This is a genomic window from Bacteroidales bacterium (assembly GCA_035299085.1).
Classification (GTDB): domain Bacteria; phylum Bacteroidota; class Bacteroidia; order Bacteroidales; family UBA10428; genus UBA5072.
The window spans coordinates 111,032-127,742 of the sequence record DATGXG010000019.1 but is presented as its reverse complement, the minus strand read 5'-3'; the positions used below and the strand labels follow the sequence as shown (position 1 = coordinate 127,742).

The window sequence follows — 16,711 nt, the reverse complement described above, 5'->3', positions numbered from 1 at the left end:
ACTTCAAACGATTTCAAACCAAACAACTAATTTAGTCAAGCATAAAACACGGAAAAACATGCCCCCGGTTTTCGGAATTATTGCACCTGCAGGGTCAACACCAGACGCTTCATTGATTGACAGGATGAAGCGGGCAAGTGAATATGTAATTCCCCGGAAACTTATCTGCAAAGAATTGGCTGGTGATTTCCTCGGAATGGCCGTGATCGTGAATAACCCATTAATGGTACCGGAACAGGTTGTTTATGAAAAGGGCGACTGGATAATTATTGCCGATGCAGCGTTGTACAAGAGAGCAATACTGCGTGAAAAACTCGGAATTGAAAATGAATCGCAGTCTGATGCCGGCCTTGTCCTTGAAGCATGGATCCGCTATGGATCGGCTTGCATGAACCTGTTTTACGGCGATTTTGCATTTGTTATAACTAATCGTAAAACCGGTGAGATTTTTTGCGGACGCGATCATCTGGGTGTGCGGCCCTTGTTCTATACATTCCATAAAGGATCCTTCCTGTTTGCATCTGAAATCCGTTACCTGGTGTATGCTTTGCAAAAACCCGGCCTCAGGGCTGAATATTTCACAGACACCCTGATCACAGTGAAAAGCCGGAAGGATCAGACCCCCTTTCAATCGGTTTACCGCCTGAAGCCGGGTCATTATTTACATCACAAACAAGGACAGACTGTTATTGATACTTACTGGAAACCTGATCCTGCCAGGCAGATCCAACTTCGCTCTGAGAAAGATTATATAGTACTCCTGAAGAAAATACTTGCAGAAGCTGTTCAAATACGTTGTAATCCAACTGCAGTTATGGGATCAGAATTAAGCGGCGGATTGGATTCCTCTGCCGTTACAGGTATTGCAAATCAGTTTCTTAAAGAGTCAGGAAAGCAGATAACCACTTTTTCAAACTTATTTCCTGAAAGCGGAACGGTTGATTTCAAGGATGAAAAAGAGTTTATTAAGTATATGATTGATTTTGGATCTTTTCGCTGGTATGGAATCGATCACCACCAGTCAAGCATTCCTGAAATTCTAAAACACAGCTTGAAAATTCACTCTTGTTTTATACAGCAGAACTTTAATATTTTCAGCAAAAGCTTGTATGAAAAAGCCGGAAGCAACGGTATACAGGTTTTGTTATCCGGTTTCGGCGGCGATGAATTGGTTTCTGCAAGGACTTCTTTTCCATGGAATGAACTGATTCAAAAAAAGCAATGGAGGGTAATCGGTGATGAATTGTTTTATAAGGGAGTCCGTATAAAAACCATTTTGAAACCAGTGAAGATAGCTCTTAATTATTTCCGGTTTCTGCTCAATACAGAAACACATACAAGTGGTGTTTTTACTAGAGATTTACTGGATAAACGGTTTACGAATTTTCCCTTAAAAAGTGAATTTTCGTTAAAGCATCATCTCAGGGCAAGGCTTGAAGAAAATTTTAGGAAATTAAAAAGGAATACACTTTCAGAAAGACAGTTTGATCGTATTATGCCGGATCATCTTCCGCAAAGGATGGAATATTGTTATACGGCAGCCGCCCAATACGGAATTGAGTACAGGTACCCGTTGCTGGATTTGGATGTAGTTGAAACGGCACTTGCCTTCCCACCCTGGATGAAACAACATCATGGCAAGAACCGGTATATGTTCCGTGAAGCCATCAGGGGATTTGTGCCGGAAGAAATAAGAAAGAGGGATGACAAAACTGTTGGCACCATTCCACAAACATTGCAAAGCCTGGTAAACGACAAGGATGAAATTTTGCAAATAATACAAAAAGCATCGGGAATACCATTTCTGCATAGCATATTTGATTTTTCAAAATTCCCGGAATGGTATACAAAACTGGCAAAGCGAGATCCTAATGATCAGAATTATTTAAATCCAGGTGCCTTTTATGATTACCTGATGATCCTTCTTTACTACCTGGAAAAACCGTCCCATTCGTCCCATAGGTCCCATTCCACCACCGAAAACCAAAGCAATGCCTGACCCCGAAATACAAGCGTTGCTGCAAATAACCAAAGGGCAACCGGTTCACCAGACAACCGATTTGAACATCCACCGCCTGATCCGCCTGTGTTTCCGCCATAAGACCGTGTACCACCTTCAGCATTTTGCCCGGGAACATAGAGGATATTTCACTGCTGAACAGCTTTCGCGGATTGAAGCGCACAGTCGCAAGATAGCCATGCAATCGCTCACCCAGTTGAACGAGCTAAAGACGATTGCCGAAATGCTGAACGAAAAAAATATTGGTTATGTGTGCATCAAAGGCCCACAGCTAAGCCGGATGCTGTATGGCAGGGAGGCGTTAAAAGAGTCGGTTGACCTGGATATTCTGCTTACCGATGGTACCGATCTGTTGGTGGTTCATGCGATTTTATCAGGATCAGGCTATACTCAGTCGAACCTGAATCATTACCCTGGAAATTTACGAAGGAAGATCTTCCTGGTGGCCAAGCGTGAGGTTCATTATTTCAATAAAGAAAACCGCTGTGCCATTGATTTACATATCAGGCCAGGAGCGAATACCTACCTGACAGAAAAGCGATTTGCCGGTTTTCTTGAAGATCTCAGGAAATATGATCTTGACGGTACACCGGTGAACATTATGAAGGATGAGGCCAGTTTTGTGTATTTGTGTTACCATGGTGCGTTGCACCAGTTTTCGCGCCTGGCCTGGCTGATGGATGTAAGAGCTTTTCTGATTCAGAAACAGGGTACACTCGATTTTGGAATCGTTTATGATATTGCAACTGCCAGTCGGATCTGGCGATGTGTAAGCCTTGTCTTCCTTCTGATTAAGCAATATTTCAACGAAGATTACACCTTAGCCCAATTTAAGCCGGATAATCGGGTCATGCACCTTGCTTCCATCTGTACTTTTATTTTGGCAAAGGAGGCCGCATACGGCTCCACCCTGAAAGGGCGTGGCCTGAAATTGAAGTATGTGATGTTATTAATGAAAGGATTTTCCGCAAAAGCGGATTGGATTTACGGTATCATGGTGCGCCAGCTGATAAAGCTGGTTGAAGTTAAAGGATCACTCCGGTAGTGTAAATTTCTCAGGTCCGGTTAGGCTATCCGCTTCAACGACAGAAGCAGCAGTTTGTTCGATGTCTTTAATCCGTCTTTCTGCCTGGCCATAATCGGAACGGTTAATTACTGATATTCCTGTCATGAAATAATCAGATGAATCATCCGGACGGGTCGTCATAAATTCTTTGTAATACTTAAGGGCCGAAGGTTTGTCATCCATCCAGTTATCGTAGTGAACGGCTATTTTGTAGATCACTCCGGGGTCGCCCGGTTTCAGGTTCAACGCATTATTCAACGCCTCAAGAGCTTCATTATAGCGCCATGCTTTAGTGTAGGCAAGCGACAGATCGAGGTACACTTTGGCCATGGCAGTTAGAACCGGCAAGCCTAAATCGATGGCTCGTTCAAAATACCTTATATTCTGAGGCACGTCATGGGCAAGTCCAAGGGCCCAGCACAGATCAGCATCCGATGAATCAACCGCATAAACTTTTTCCATGTATTTAATGGCGTTCGGGTACTCAGCCAGTTTAAAATAGCTGTATCCGAGGTATTTCAGAACAAATGCCGAAGAATCGGATAATTCAAGCGAACACCGAAACCGGGCGATGCTTTTCCTGAACGTCTGGTTCAGGTAATGGGCATAACCGCTTAACCTTGTCACTTCCCGGTTATCAGGATGCCGGTTCAGGAATGAATCGGTAACCGCGATAGCCTGCTCATAATCGCGCTGATCTTTATATAAATTACCGAGCCTGAAGACGGGCTGGTAATCATCAGGGTCAAGGGCCATCGCTTTTTTATAGTAAAACTCTGCTTCTGAATCCTGCAATAGTTTGTCGCAGCACCATCCTATTTGTTTCAGTAGAAAAACGGATGTATCATTTGTGCAGGCATCCAGGTACCATTCTTTTGCCTTGCCGAATTGCTCCGTCGTCATGTACACTCCTGCCAGCAGTTGCATCAAATAGCGGTTTCCCGGCTTGTACTCAAGTGCCTTGATGTATAACTCCTCCGGTTTGTCATAATTCATAACCGATTTATAGCAATCCGCCATTTCGATGCTAATCCTTGTGTTGGCAGAGTCATTTTTATAAAGGGAATCATAACAGGCAATTGCATCCGGAAACTTTGACAGGGATTTTAATGCCACGGCTTTTAAATACAGCATATTCATATCCATGCTATCCGGGTAAATACTGTCAATAACTTCCAGCGCCCCCTGGTAATCGTAATTCCTGATTAACGAATCGACCTTATTTTGCTGGGCTGATGCAACAGATAATGCTATCAACGATAATAAAACAGAAAAGAATACCCTTGGTTTTATACCACCTCGACAGGGTGTTTTTATGATAAAAGTCATATTATATACCCTTTGAAATTTAGTAATAAACATATAATCACAATTATAGATAATTTTTTGGTATCACCACCTCGACAGGGTGGGGGTACCCTGTCGAGGTGGTAAAAAAGGTTCGATTACGCTTAGCATAGTATGAAGCTATTCCAATGAAAATACAACCGGCATCACGAATTGTTGTTTGACGTGTTTTCCTTCCTGTTCGGCCGGGATCCATAACGGCGAAGATTGCAGGGTGCGGACGGCTTCTTCATCAAGGGAGGGTGCAACTCCCCTAATGATTTTTATATCACATACTTTCCCATCCGAATTGACAGCAAACTGTATGGTTACTCTTCCGAATATCCCGTTTTTAGCAGCAGTTTCGGGATAACGGAGGTTTTGTTGCACCCAGTCCCTGAATGTTTCAAGGTTTCCGCCCTGGAATGCGGCCTGTTTTTCGACAAAAATATAAGATTGTTCTTCATTTGCCGCTGTACTTTTTACACCATTCTCCAACTCAAAAATCACCGGCATTACAAACTGCTGTTTTACCGGGAACCCTTTATAACTGGCCGGTGTCCAGTCGTCGGAATAAGCAATAACCCGTGCCACTTCTTCATCAATTGCAGGTGAAACTCCTTTCAGAATCTTAACCATACTTACTTTCCCTTTTGAATTCACGGCAAACTGAACAGTTACTCTTCCTGAATTTCCTCTTTTTATTTCACTTTCAGGGTACTTTACATTTTTCTGCACCCAGTCCCTGAAATTCTCTAAATCACCCCCATGAAAAAGAGCCTGTTGATCGACCATGATAAAAGTTGAATCCTCATCGGTGATCTTTGAAGGATCGATTCCGGCGTTGGCTTCGTCGGGAGTAATATTTCCGGTTGGAGGAGGCGGTGTTCCAACCCAGATTTTTTCGTTTTCCTGGGTAAGTGTTTCCTCAGCTTCTTTATTGGTGCAGTTGAGCAAGAGCATGACCGCGATCAGTGGCAGTAAAACCAGGTATTTAAGCTGTGCGCGGTGCGGGGATTTTTGTTTAGTCATCATTTTGAGTCGGTTTTTGATAAGTGAGTAATTGAACAAACTAAAAATCCCGGGTTGAACCCCAAAAACCTGGGTAAGCAGGAGCAGGCGGTACCTGCCGGAATCGCTGTTCTGCTCCAATACAGCTTCATCCGCCAGGTACTCGTGGGTTTCTTGCATGGCTTTTTCAGTGAGGTATATGAATGGATTGAACCATTGAAATATTTTGAAAAATTGAATGATCAGGATATCCAGGGAATGTAGCTGACGCGCATGTACCATTTCGTGCTGCAGTACCTGGTCGTTCTCTCCTTCCTGCGGTGTGGGCGATGCTATGAATATAAGGTTGAAGAAGGAGAATGAATGAGATTTAATCGGAAGAGAAACTACTATAAATCTTCCAAGCCTTATGCTTCCGTTTCTTTTCACGATCAGCATCATTCTAAAAAACTGGTAAAACAGATGGCTTAGAAGCAAAACACCTATTGCAATGTAAACTATATAAAGAACAGGTATTTGATGTGTCGGTGATTCAGGCTTTATCGCGGGTAAATTATCAATATTTGCGGCTCCCTCAAAACCGTTAATTATTGTCCCTCCTTCAGCCGGCAAAAGTGGTAGCCGGATCAATGGCAACAGAGCTGAAAGAATGACCGAAATAACCAGGTAAATCCTGTTTCCCGCATAAAATGTTTCTTTTCTCAAAAGCAGGAAATAAATGCCGGTGAACACCATGATACAGAATCCGGCCTTGATCTGATAGAGCAAAAAGGGAGTCATATTCACGTTTTTATATTACCTGAATCCTACTTATCAAACCCAATGAGGGACAAGGAAAACCTTGTCCCCGTATATTTTGAATGTACTTACTTCAATGCGAAAACTACCGGCATCACGAATTGCTGTTTAACGCTGTTCCCTCCAAGTTTGGCCGGGGTCCATTCGGGCGATGACTGTATTACCCTGATGGCCTCTTCACTCAAGGTGGGTGATGCGCTGCGGACAACCGTTACATCTGCCACTTTTCCGAATTTATCCACTGCAAACTGTACCATAACCTTACCTGAAATGCTGTTTTTAATAGCGGATTCAGGATATACCATGTTTTTCTGAACCCATTGACCAAATTCCTCCAGGGAGCCGTTCTGAAATTTTGCGTTTTCATCTACTATCGTAAAGGCTTTGGAAGTATCTGAAACCTGTGTAACTTCTGTTTCAGTTACAGGCGGTGGCGGTGGCGGCGGTGGTGGCGGCGGATTTTTTGTGCAACTGAGCACAATCAATATGGCCATGATCAGAGGCAACGCAGCCAGGTATTTAAACCGGTTGCGGTCGGGGGATTTTTCTTTTGTCATCATAAAGAGACGCTTTTTTAAAAGTGAGTAATTGAACAAACTAAAAATCCCGGGTTGAACCCCAAAAACCTGGGTAAGCAGGAGCAGCCTGTACCTGCCGGAATCGTTGTTCTGCTCCAATACAGCTTCATCCGCCAGGTACTCGTGGGTTTCTTGCAATGCTTTTTCAGCCAAATAGATAAATGGATTGAACCACTGAAATATTTTAATAATCTGTATCAGTAATATATCAAGAGAATGGAATTGCCGGGCATGGGCCATTTCATGCATTAATACCTGGTCGCTTTCTCCTTCTTTTTCTGAAGCCGACAGGAATATCAGGTTAAAAAAGGAATAGGAAAGGGAGCGCCGGGGCAGGGATATAATTCTGAAATTACCCAGCGCTATGGATCCTCTTTTTAAAATAAGGAAGATCATATTAAGTAATTGCCAGGCTATCCACGAAGCCGACACCATGGCAACAACTGAATAGGCAGTTGAAATTAATGATGTATGAGTCTTTTCAACAGTAGTTTCTTTTCCGGCATTGTACGCATAAATGGTGACTGTCTGAAGGAAAGTGGTCATTGTTCCTTCTTTCAGGTTTTTAAATTCAGGAAACGGCAGAAGCGGCAGGATGAATGATAAAACAAGTGAAGAAACAAGATAGATCCTGTTTAACCTATAGTGAGTTTCTTTGCGGAAAAGAATATAATAAAGCGTAACAAAGGAGACCAGGCACAAACCTGTTTTCAGCTGGTAAAATAAAAACGGTGTCATGATCCGGTCATTTATTTATTGCCCAATTCCTTATTCATCATTTTCAGGATTTCCTCCAGTTCCCGGGTGTCAAGCTTTTCCTGTTTTATAAAAAAAGAAGCCATCTGGCGGAATGAACCTCCGAAATAGCTTTTCAGCATGTTATTCAGGTACTGCTTCCGGTATTCATCCCGTTGCACAATAGGAAAATATTCATGGGTTTTTCCGTAGGCCGTGTGATCTGCGAATCCTTTTGCTTCAAGGATACGGACAATCGTAGATACTGTATTATAGGCCGGTTTAGGGTCGGGATATTTTTCAACGATGTTTTTTACAAAGCCCTTTTGGATATCCCATAATATCTGCATTACCTCTTCTTCTGCCCGGGTAAGCTCTGTTATCTCCTCTTTTTTTGCCATGATGTTGAAATTTCAATTCAAATATATAACTAAAAAATTAGTTATGCAACTAAATCATTAGTTTTTTTTTAAATCAATAAACGCAAAGGAATAGTTTACTAAAAAAGGTATTGTTGCTATTATTTCATCTAATGCAATTTCAATTAAGAAACCTGCGGTTTAACGCAAAGGCCGCAAAGCACCACAAACCGCAGGTTTGAGGCCTTTGCGGGCTTTGCTACCTTAAAATCAGCAATATATTAGTCAGAACACGTATAAGAGCCGGAACCCTCAATCGTAGTAAAATTGATCTTTGCGTTATGTTTTTTTTGTAGTCAGATATCTAAATCGTCCTAAACGTATACCCCTTTTCTCTAAAATACTCCAGCACCCTTGGCAGCGCATAGAGTACCTTTTCAGAAGCTTTCAATGAATCATGGAAAACGATGATGGAACCGGGGCCGGCGTATCGGATCACATTTTTGAGGCATTGTTCAGGGGATGTGTTATAAGCAAAATCATAGCTCATCACATCCCATAGTACAATTTGATAGGTTGCCCGCAGATGCTTTAGCTGTGCCGTGGTGATCATGCCATAAGCCGGGCGGTAAAGGCCGGAGTTTATAAACTGAGCTGCAAGCTGTATGTCGCTGTAATATTCCTTATCAGGAGTATACCATCCTTTCAGGTGGCTGTAGGTATGATTACCTGTGTAATGTCCGGCTTTCAGAATATTCTCATATATACCGGGATGACGTTCCACATTGCGTCCGATGCAAAAAAAGGTTGCCTTGGCATTATATTTTTCAAGAACCCCCAGTACCTGATCTGTGATAACGGGGGTCGGGCCATCATCAAAGGTCAGGTACAAAACAGGATCTTTTGTCCGGATTTCCCATGTTATAGCCGGAAACAGCTTTTTGAGAACGCCGGGTATTTTTACGAGGTTCATTACATCGGCAGGCTCATTGCGGATGCGTATTGCTGCATCTTCGCTTCCATTTCCTTTGCAAGATCGGGCTGTTTAAATTCGGTGGCCATCCTCCTGATTTCATCAAGTGTGTAAAAGGCCACCCTCTTTTCATACATAAGGTAATTATTGTATTCTTTCCCCAGGCTTACAAAGTAATCAAGTTGCTGGTAGGTATTCTTTTTGATCTTATCCGCGATGGTGTTGGCTTTTACCGTATCACCCACCTGGTAATAACCCTGCACCATCAGAAGATTATATATATTCATGGGCACTGCTTCTTCGGGAATTACCTCAAGGCATTTATCCAGGGTCTTACGGGCGCTGTCGGGTTTATGTTCAGCAATCAGCTGCATCGCAAGTCGTGCAAAGCTATTCCTGAAATTGCCAAGCATGCGGGTAATATTTTCATCGAGATAAACACCGGGTTTTTCAACACCTCCCCATTTGAATTTATTCACAAAATTATCATACATCTTGTCGGTGTTGATACCGCTCTTACTGAACATATCGCCTTCTGACCGGTAAGGAACAATTTTATAAGCCAGTCCTTCCATATCAAAATAATTGCTCAGGTTCAGGTAATTTTCATCTGATACCGTGATGGCGTAATATATAGGTCTTTCCCAATTATTTGTAGCCAGCATATCCAGGATCATCAGGTGATTTTTGGTTATATATTCCCTGTTTGGTTCAAGTTCCCATGCCACCTGGGGAAGCACATCCTTAGCTCTAGAAGGCGGCACCATGCCGTTATGCAGCACTATGGCCGTATCTACAGGTATAAAAAACCGGGGAGTGGGAATATAATCCACATTTTGGCTAACGTCAGGCAGGCTTTTTGTTTGCTTATCGTCACTGGCCACAAAGTCGATCACATCACGCAGTGACCGGTAACCCGAAAGACGGTCAATAATATATACCACATCCCGCTTACCCGACCTGTATTTATCGGGTGTCAGGCTGAACGGAGCCGGATCGGATTCATAAGCTTTCCGCTGCATCTGTTCGATATACCAGTCTGCAGCCAGGTAGCTCAGGTTCATCACACGCACATCGGTCCTGATTCCTTCCACTTCCTGTGCATACCATAACGGGAAGGTATCGTTATCCCCGTTCGTAAACAATATCGCATTTTTGTCACATGAGTTCAGGTAGTTATACGCGAAATCCCTTGCTGCATAACGTTCTGAGCGGTCGTGATCATCCCAGTTTTCTTTTCCCATCACAAACGGTACAGCTACCAGGGAGCTCAAAGTGGCCAGTGTAGCGGCTGAAGTCGCCGGAGTCACTTTTTTCAATCCATCATAAATTGCCAGCACACCCAGTCCGATCCAGATAGCAAAAGCATAAAATGAGCCGGCATAAGCGTAATCGCGTTCGCGGGGTTGTAGAGGGCTCTGATTCAGGTAAATCACAATGGCCAGTCCGGTCATAAAGAACAGCATCATCGTTACCCTGAAGTTATTCCTGTCTTTTTTATATTGATAATACAGACCGGCAAGACCCAGTATTAGCGGAAGCATATAATACCGGTTGCGGGCTTTGTTGTTTTTCATTTCATCGGGCAGGCTTTTCTGGTTACCTATACGAGCCTCGTCGATAAAAGGAATACCGGAAATCCAGTTTCCCTTGTTGATTTCCGTTTTATAGTTAGCCTGGATATCATTCTGCCGTCCGGAAAAATTCCACATAAAATAGCGGAAATACATGTGTCCTACCTGGTATTTCCAGAAAAACCTGATATTCTGAAAAAAGGTAGGTTTTTTCCTGGCTTTCGAATGGTCATACACAATTTTTCCTTCGTTATTCCTTACCGGCTGCCCGTTCTTGTCAAGCCTGGGCTGAAAAAGATCGCTTTCTTTAAGGTTGGCCCACTGTATATAGGCACTTATATGCCCGCCTTCATCGTCGCTGCTGTACATACGTGGGAAAATGGTTGTAAAGCGGCTGTCATAATTATATTTTATACGGAAATCATTCTCAACATATTTCCCGTTTTCCTTGTAATAATAAGGACTTCCCGGTTTTGTCCCGGTAACCGGTGCATTGAAATACTGTCCGTATAACAGGGGCCTGTCGCCGTATTGTTCCCGGTTCAGGTAATACAGCAGTGAAAAGAGGTCTTCCGGATCATTCTGATCCATTGGAGTTTCAGCAGCTGACCTGATGACCAGGCATGCATAGGACGAATATCCGATAAGAATTACAGTAACAACAAGAATAGCTGTGTTGAGCAGCGCCTTTCCTTTTTTTACACTATACCAAAGACCATAAACGATAAGACCGATAAGCAGGATACCATAGAACAGCACTCCTGAATTGTAGGGAAGACCGAATGAATTAACAAAAAGAAGTTCAAAAATCGAAGCAATTTTTACCACACCCGGAATAATCACATACATAATGCCGCCCAGGATAATCACCGATATGCCAAGTGCTTTAAACAGGCCGCCTTTAGTAACCGGATACTTGCGAAAATAATAAACGAGCACGATAGCCGGAATAGCAAGCAGGTTCAGCAAATGCACACCGATTGAAAGGCCCATCATATACGCAATAAAAATCAGCCACCGGTTGGCATGTTTTTCATCAGCCACATTTTCCCATTTCAGGATAGCCCAGAAAACAATGGCAGTAAACAACGATGAACTGGCATAAACCTCACCTTCAACGGCCGAAAACCAGAACGTATCGGAAAAGGTGTACGCAAGGGCGCCTACAAGGCCGCTGCCGATAATGGCAATCAGGTTACCGGTTGTCATTTCATTCTCGCGGACAATAAGCCTTTTAGCAAGGTGAGTGATCGACCAGAAAAGGAAAAGGATGGTGGCGGCACTGAAAAGGGCAGACATTGAATTGACCATTACCGGAACACGGGTCAGATGGTCACCGGCAAACAGTGTGAAGAACCGGCCAAGCAACATGAAAAACGGGGCTCCCGGGGGATGGCCCACTTCAAGTTTAAAAGCCGATGAAATGAATTCACCGCAATCCCAGAAACTCGCTGAAGGCTCAATAGTTGAAAGGTAAACAATTGCAGCAATAACAAATGTTACCCAACCGGCAATAATATTGACAAGCCTGTAGTTTTTCATGAATAATGTTTTAAAATAGACAATGCGAAATAAGCGAAAAAAGTTGAAACATTAAATTTTCAGTTTAACCCCTGCTTTTTCAAGAAAACCTGTGATCCAAACAATGACAAATGCAAACAGTACCGATTTAATTATACCCGCTAAACCGGTAAGCAGTTCAACCGGCAGCATCTGTTGGAGTGGCCATAAAACCGGGTAAACCAATCCGGGAATTAGATAACAGGTCAGCGTATTGGTACCGGCGGGTTTGATAAATCCGGCTGTTCTCACTTTCCCGCTTAAATCAGTGAGGATGTAAATTAAACTGAAAAAGATTAAGCTTATGGCAGCACAAATAGAGGTCCATGAAGGGGTAGCGAGTATTTTTGAAATTCCCCAATACGGTCTTATAGCATATCCAAAAGCAAAAAGTACAATTGCCGCAGTCCACAAATAAAGTAAAAACCTTACCGGTTTGGAATCGCGGGTGCCAAGATAAAGCCTGGTAGCTAATGCACCACTCATGATAAGGGCATGATTGGATGAGCTTACAATAAAGGGGAAATGAGGAACACCTTTAAGATGAATGAATTCAAGTGTATTTAAACCATAAAATACAAGAACTGCCAGGAGAATGATTGTCGTTTTTCCCCCGCTGAAAAGGTATAATAAGGAACACAATAAATAAGCCCAGCCGATTAGGCCCAGGATTCCCCACCAGCCAGGGCGCATCCAGTGAAGGTTTTCAGGTGGTCCGCCCACATAAAGCACTGCCAGCAGAATAAGTGATGCAATACCGGCTATCTGGAGCAGAAGGCTGAACATAGGAGAAATCTTTTCCTTGTCATATTGATTCCATACCAGTATAAATGCCACAATCATAAAAACCTCCCAGAGCGTGCGAAACAGGGGAGAAAACGAGGAACTTAAACTTTCACTGTTCACCATAAAAAATCCCATCACAATAAGCGCCAGTGATCGTTTCACTATATGGATCAGGATTTTTTGTTTTGAATCTCCGCTATTAAGGCGGGCTTTAATCGCAAAAGGAATTGAAAGTCCGACGATGAAAAGAAATGCTGGAAAAACGATGTCAGCCAGACCCATACCGTCTTCATGAGCTTCAGTGTGTTCAAGCCAACCCGGTATGCCATGCAGAGTCCACAAGTCATTCACGAAAATCATCAGGAGCATTGTGAGCGCCCTGAATATATCAATTGAAACAATGCGGTTCTTCATTTCAGGCTGTTCATATATTCATATACAGCCTTAAAGCTGGCGGCTGCACTGTTCTTATTTTCAGTGCTGTTATATTCTTTCAGAAACTGGTCAGGCGATGACCATACGGTTTGAATAATGCCGCAAAAGCGGTCTTTCATTTCCGGAGTTGAATGTTCCCTGAACTTCACCATGTCACGGGCCTGCTTTACAGCCACCTCAGGGTCCCTCCAGGGACATGTTGCCACACGGAGTCCTTTCATGGCAAAATATACTGCTGTCTGGTCAGGTCGTTCATAATGCCAGTCGCAAATGAAAACATCTTTTGCGATCAGGTCAACTGCCCTGAACGTATTGTTCATACTTGCCTCCCACATTCCCATGCCGGTTGATTTCCCGTCAATAAGCCTGTCGCCCCAAATCCACAGTTCCCTGTTTTTTTCAGCCAGATGATTCCTTATGAGGTTTACTTCGCCTGCAAATAGTTCTGCCGGATCGCTACCCGAGCACCTTGTGCAACTGTCGTGGGCTATATAAAAAACCTCATCCATGCCTCCGTGAAAGGCATCCGACTGAAAGACATCGCAAATTTCATCAATTACATCAAATAACACCTTATGAATATCGGGATGTAGCGGGCAGTAACTTTTGCAGTATAGTCCCTCTTCATTCGGCCATACATAGTTTTCAGGCATCTTTACATATGGAGTCTCATCAAACTGTGGGTAGACCCTGAGGAGGTTGTTGACTTTTCCGGCCCACGACTGGTGACCCAGCAGGTTAATCATGGGAATCAAACGAATATGTTCTTCTTCACAAGCTTTTACTATCTTGTTAATATCAGAATGGGTGAGTGCTCCGCTATCGCTTAGTTCAGGATGCGATTTAAACCGGTAACCGTAATCAATTTGAAGAATCAGCGTATTTACTGACCTGGATGCAAGGCCGTTATGTATAAAATCAATGAAAGCACCGAGATTTTCTCTGGCTGGTGCACCGATGCTGAATCCACGGACAGGTAAGGACTGACAGGGTGTTTGGATCGGGATTAAATAAAAGAAAGATAGTGCGAATAAAAACAGGATATTATTTTTCATAGACGTAATTATTGAATTTGTATACCAGACGCAACCTTTTTTCAGATTCGATCATCCTGTAAAAGATGTATTCATTTTTAAAGATAACCATTTTCGTCTGCTCCCGTGTTGGTAACTCGTATTTTATAAGTTTGCCACCATATATTATTGTATTACCTTTGCGCCGAAATATTTCTGAAACTTAAAAAAACCAATAATATGAAGAAGTATCACATAGTTCTGAGTTTACTTGTTGTAGCTAGCCTTTTTACATCGTGCAAAAAAGATGAAAAAACGGAACTTGATTTTGATCTGTCACTTCCCGATAACTGGTCAGGCTACGTTTACAATGATATTGGTTATATATATGAGGCACACCGTAACCCGGTGGACCAGCAGGATACAATGGCCGAGGCGCTTGTGATTTTTAAAAACAGTATACCCGGTTATACCCTGCCAGTATATTTTGCTACTTTGAAGCAACAAATTCAGACAGATACACCCTATGACTCACTTACATATGTTACAGACACTGTTATAGATGCTACCGATTTCATGAAAATGGTATCGCATGAATTTAAACAGTACTTCCATGCTTCGGATACAGATACCGTTGGAATGGTAACCGAAAGGTATTTCTTTATTGCCAACGATTTTGGTTACAACTTTACATTTGTATCCGTTGATACTGCATATCCAAGGGCTAAACCGGAATTCGACGATATTATATCATCTTTTCATTATAAGAAGTAATATCCCCATAATTAAAAGCAAACAGGCAAAAGAAAAAGGAGAAGAAAACAATATTGTCGTATGATTCAAGCGTATCTATCACCATCATTGAAATTCCTGTTATCAGAAGCATTTGATTAAACAGCAGTTGGGTGTATGCTTTCGAAAAGATCACTGTATACACCCAGCTGAAAACGATCCATAAAAATCCTGTGATTCCGAAAGCCAGCAGAAAGAACAGGAACTGGTTATGCGGTTTTCCTTTCCATGCACTGTCAATCGCCAGGTTTTCAGATCTTGCCTGGTTTGCCATAATGTTGTAGGCGTCCCCGGTACCGTAACCAAACCAGAAACTCTCTTTTATAGCAGGGAGCGCCGCCTTATAAAAAAGTAATCGTTGGCCCAGCGAATGGCTTTCGGCAAATCCTGATTTTCTTATGATATGGATTTCATAAAGAGTTTCATAGAGCCTTTGCCGGATGCCGGGGTGTTCAGAAAACCTGTAATTGGCAAGTCCTTTTTCAATATTTGATAGGTCTGCCTGGCTCAAATGATGAATCCCTGCTGAATCTTTTGTAAGGTTCTTTGAAGTCAGATACCGGATTATAGTGGTACGGATGGCCTGGTGTCTGTGGTCAAACTCATCATAATGAATCGGGCTTAGCCGGTTCCATTCCCTTTCCAGTTCCGGTTCGCAAATATAAAGCCAGGTATAATTGCCGTTTTCGAGTATTCCGGCTTCTATATCATGTGTATACAAATTGCCATTTGCTGTTTTATCCTTAAGCCGGGTAGGGTTGAAAGGTTTCGGACTAAAATTCCTATTCCAGGTAAAGTACACAGTTAGCACAGCCGTCAATGAAAATGCGGTTGTAGCTCCTAAAATACTATATCGTATAAATCTGCTTTTAGAGTGGAAAGCCCTGTTAACACCAAAAACGCCCAGGATAATGAAGAATATAACAATCCCGGTTGCAGAGCGGAGAAAAAATAGAAAGGCGGTCAGGAATACGGATAGTATTATAAAAAACCAGGGTGAGCGTAAAACCGACAGGGGTTCATCCCCATGCTTTCGAATTGCATAATAAATCGAAATAGCGATAGCCATATCAATAAGAAGAGCAAACCGGATGTGGGACATAAAAACCGAAATTTCCCTGAAATCCGCTCCTGGGGGAAGTCCGTAACCAGCATACCGGATAAAACAAACCATTGAAGCGGCTGAAACGGCAATTGTGAAAAGGATCAATAATCTTCTCGAAGCCTTTGTACTCAAAGGTTTCGAAGTACCTATCACAAGGGGCAGTATTAAGAGCGGAAGCGTATTGATAATCTTTTCAAACCCGGTTTTAAGATCTTCACTGTAAAGTAATCCGACAGCATATACAATGAATACAGAGGCGAAAAGCAAAATGGCAGGGTTCTTGTGAAGGATTGAGAACTTCCTCTTAAAATTTCCTTCTGCAATCCAGTTAATAACAATTGTGAATTGCGCAATACTCAAAAGGTAGCGTGAAAGGGGCAGACAGCTGACAAGCAGGGCAAGTCCGAACAAATATACAGTCCTGTGAAGTGGTTCCCTTCCTGCAGAATAATTCATATCTTGATTTTTTCCAACCGCTTCATAATGAATACAGGGTTAGTGATTCATAAGAAAATAAATCTGAAAATATCTTGTAAAATTAAAATAAATTGTATTTTTGCACTCCCTATTTTAAGGGTAA

12 protein-coding genes are annotated in these 16,711 nt (G+C 42.6%); 3 read left to right on the top strand and 9 right to left on the bottom strand.

Annotation, left to right across the window (positions count from 1 at the left end; translation table 11 throughout):
• Positions 1–58 precede the first annotated feature (58 nt).
• Positions 59–1,999, top strand: a complete 1,941-nt coding sequence (locus VK179_05725) for an asparagine synthase-related protein (protein ID HLO58218.1) — start codon at positions 59–61, stop codon at positions 1,997–1,999.
• Positions 1,992–3,065 carry a nucleotidyltransferase family protein gene (locus VK179_05720; protein ID HLO58217.1) on the top strand — a complete coding sequence of 358 codons (1,074 nt, stop codon included), beginning with the start codon at positions 1,992–1,994 and terminating at the stop codon, positions 3,063–3,065. The genes VK179_05725 and VK179_05720 overlap by 8 nt, the downstream gene beginning before the upstream one ends.
• Here the strand turns inward: VK179_05720 and VK179_05715 are convergent.
• The 8 genes from VK179_05715 to VK179_05680 form a co-directional block, all read right to left on the bottom strand.
• Positions 3,054–4,415 (bottom strand): tetratricopeptide repeat protein, encoded by a 1,362-nt coding sequence (locus VK179_05715; GenBank protein ID HLO58216.1) that lies wholly within the window; start codon positions 4,413–4,415, stop codon positions 3,054–3,056. The genes VK179_05720 and VK179_05715 overlap by 12 nt on opposite strands.
• A 138-nt stretch (positions 4,416–4,553) precedes the next feature.
• Complete coding sequence (locus VK179_05710; protein ID HLO58215.1) at positions 4,554–6,203, bottom strand: M56 family metallopeptidase; 1,650 nt, start codon at positions 6,201–6,203, stop codon at positions 4,554–4,556.
• An 86-nt stretch (positions 6,204–6,289) separates the two neighbouring features.
• Positions 6,290–7,537, bottom strand: coding sequence for a M56 family metallopeptidase (locus tag VK179_05705; protein HLO58214.1), 1,248 nt, complete (start codon positions 7,535–7,537; stop codon positions 6,290–6,292).
• Between the two features lie 11 nt (positions 7,538–7,548).
• Entirely contained in the window at positions 7,549–7,935 is a 387-nt protein-coding gene (locus VK179_05700) for a BlaI/MecI/CopY family transcriptional regulator (GenBank protein HLO58213.1), read from the bottom strand.
• 322 nt (positions 7,936–8,257) lie between these two features.
• Positions 8,258–8,866, bottom strand: a complete 609-nt coding sequence (locus VK179_05695) for a polysaccharide deacetylase family protein (GenBank protein ID HLO58212.1) — start codon at positions 8,864–8,866, stop codon at positions 8,258–8,260.
• A complete protein-coding gene (locus VK179_05690; GenBank protein ID HLO58211.1) occupies positions 8,866–11,982 on the bottom strand; it encodes a DUF2723 domain-containing protein in 3,117 nt (1,038 codons plus the stop codon). The genes VK179_05695 and VK179_05690 overlap by 1 nt, the downstream gene beginning before the upstream one ends.
• A 51-nt stretch (positions 11,983–12,033) precedes the next feature.
• The gene (locus VK179_05685) at positions 12,034–13,200 is read right to left on the bottom strand and encodes a DUF5009 domain-containing protein (GenBank protein ID HLO58210.1); all 1,167 of its coding nucleotides are present in this window, start codon (positions 13,198–13,200) and stop codon (positions 12,034–12,036) included.
• The gene (locus VK179_05680; GenBank protein HLO58209.1) at positions 13,197–14,276 is read right to left on the bottom strand and encodes a family 20 glycosylhydrolase; all 1,080 of its coding nucleotides are present in this window, start codon (positions 14,274–14,276) and stop codon (positions 13,197–13,199) included. Before VK179_05680 ends, VK179_05685 begins: the two co-directional genes overlap by 4 nt.
• A 198-nt stretch (positions 14,277–14,474) precedes the next feature.
• On the opposite strand from VK179_05680, the gene VK179_05675 reads away from it, so the two are divergent.
• Positions 14,475–15,008, top strand: a complete 534-nt coding sequence (locus VK179_05675; protein HLO58208.1) for a hypothetical protein — start codon at positions 14,475–14,477, stop codon at positions 15,006–15,008.
• On the opposite strand, the gene VK179_05670 is transcribed toward VK179_05675, so the two are convergent.
• Positions 14,980–16,587, bottom strand: coding sequence for an O-antigen ligase family protein (locus tag VK179_05670; protein ID HLO58207.1), 1,608 nt, complete (start codon positions 16,585–16,587; stop codon positions 14,980–14,982). The genes VK179_05675 and VK179_05670 overlap by 29 nt on opposite strands.
• Positions 16,588–16,711: the final 124 nt, after the last annotated feature.